General features: G+C 47.3%; 3 protein-coding genes. 1 reads left to right on the forward strand and 2 read right to left on the reverse strand.

Features of this window, described 5'->3' with window-relative positions:
* The coding region (locus AC4MRN_RS19535; protein ID WP_491204250.1) for an alpha/beta fold hydrolase at window positions 1–741 on the forward strand (741 nt) is incomplete at its 5' end.
* Between the two features lie 58 nt (window positions 742–799).
* Here AC4MRN_RS19535 and AC4MRN_RS19540 read toward each other — a convergent pair.
* Together AC4MRN_RS19540 and AC4MRN_RS19545 are read right to left on the reverse strand one after the other, a co-directional pair.
* Window positions 800–1,897 (reverse strand): NADH:flavin oxidoreductase, encoded by a 1,098-nt coding sequence (locus AC4MRN_RS19540; RefSeq protein WP_491204251.1) that lies wholly within the window; start codon window positions 1,895–1,897, stop codon window positions 800–802.
* Between the two features lie 90 nt (window positions 1,898–1,987).
* Window positions 1,988–2,194, reverse strand: a 207-nt coding sequence (locus tag AC4MRN_RS19545; protein WP_491204252.1) for a hypothetical protein, incomplete at its 5' end; no start/stop codon positions are given.

Consider the following 2,194-nt stretch of genomic DNA (forward strand, 5'->3'; position numbering starts at 1 on the left):
TGCTATGAGAACGACAAGCCCAAGCTGATTTTAGAGCAAGGCTTTGGTCGTTTTGGCTCTGATGGCGTCTGGTTACCCAGTATTGAACGACTGACAAACGATTTCAGTGTGTGCCTCTACGACCGCTCAGGGTTGGGAAAAAGTGAGACGGGACCTGTCCCGTTTACGGTGAATGATACTGCTGACAGGCTACATGCGTTATTACAAGCCGCTGGGGTTTCGCCACCTTATTACTTTGCCGGTGGCTCTTACGCGTCCTACATTATTATTGCTTTTAACCATAAATATGATCAAGAGGTACTGGGGGCCGTGTTTATTGCACCACCGCCGTTTGGTTATTTTTATACAATGGCTACCCGGTGGCCAGAGGGCTTTACTTCAGAGGATGAAGCGCTGAATGGCTACTATCAATTTGAGCAAAGCGTTAAAAATCCAATGTTCAAACGGGCGCCGGAAAAACTTGATCATATGCAAAGCTATGAACAACTTAAAGAGGCGCAGGATTTTGGTAACAAGCCGTTGATTGTTGTGTTTTCAAAATCCACAGGGGAACGTTACGATCCACCGTTCGTACCAGACGCCATTGCTAAAACCATGGATACGCTGTTCGAACAAGCAGAAGCGAAATTTAAGGCGTTGTCCGAAAACACAGTTGTTGTGTATTCCGAGTCAGAAAAGCATCATTTGCACATTGCTGACAGAGACCTGGTAGTCAATAGTATTCAGTCACTCCTGGATTAGTTTCAGGTATAAAAAAGGCACCTTATTGGTGCCTCTATAAACTTAAAATTCATCGTCCTCAGGACAATGTAGCCAGTGCTTTACCCGAGTACTGTTGTAATTCGTCGGTGCGGTTTTCCTTTATTTTGTTTGCCCAGTCAGGATCTTGCAATAAGGCGCGACCAACAGCGACTAAATCAAACTCGCCTGCATCCAGCCTTTCTAGCAAGTCATCAACGGCGCGCGTACCAGAATCCTGACCTTTGAATGCGCCAAAGAAGTCGTCGTTCAATCCTACTGAGCCCACAGTAATGGTAGGTTTGCCAGTTAGTTTTTTAGTCCAGCCCGCTAAATTCAGTTCACTGCCTTCAAATTCGGGCTCCCAGTAACGGCGCTGTGAACAATGAAACACATCTACGCCGGCTTCGCTGAGCGGCAAGAGGAATGTTTCCAGTTCTTCAGGCGTGTGAGCCAGTCTGGCCGTGTAGTCTTGTTGCTTCCATTGGGAGTAGCGTAGCACAATTGGGAAGTCATCTGACGTTGCTGCACGAATGGCTTTGATGATTTCAACCGCAAAACGCCCGCGATTTGCCATGTTACCGCCCCAGCTATCTGTACGCTGGTTCGTACCTTCCCAGAAGAACTGATCAATCAGGTAACCGTGGGCTCCATGAATTTCGATACCGTCCATACCAATGGCTTTGGCATCCGCTGCTGCCTGAGCAAATGCTTCAATCACCGCTTCAATGTGTTCCACTGTCATGGGTTCAGCGCCTTGCTTGCCGGGCTTAAACAGGCCTGACGGACCCGCACTGGGTAATTCAGGGAAAGGCGCTTTTTCTGCTACGCGGGCCATACCGACGTGCCACAGTTGAGGCATAATTTTTCCACCTGCACTGTGCACTGCCTCAACCACATTTTTCCACCCTGCAAGCGCTTGTTCGCCATGGAACTGGGGAATGTTGGCGTCCATGGTAGCCACTTTGTCGTTGACTGTTGTTCCTTCCGTAATGATAAGACCGGTTCCACCCTTGGCGCGGCGCTGATAATAGCCTGCTACATCGCTGGTCGGTATGCCATTTGGCGAAAATTGACGGGTCATGGGGGCCATAACTATTCGGTTGTCGAGGCTGAATTTGCTAGTTTCAAACGGTGAAAACAAAGTGGTATGCGCCATGTAAATCCTTAACGAACGGTATGATTATTTTACGATGTTAGTCTGGTAAGTTGCGATAACAACTTTCATTTTGTGATAGTGGATTATAAGTTACATCGCAGCAATAGGGACTTCATTGATTTGTGGGTACTTCATCGGTAGTGTAGTGATTTTATGGCCCACGATTAGGTCAAACCAGTTTGGGTAGATTCTTACAGGGAACAGTATCAACAATGAGTATTCTTTCTCTATTTGGTGTTGGCGGTAAGGCGACGGAAGAAGAGAAATTCTGGAAATGGTTTCAAAAACACAGCAACG

The sequence above is a fragment of the Marisediminitalea sp. genome (genome assembly GCF_984433645.1).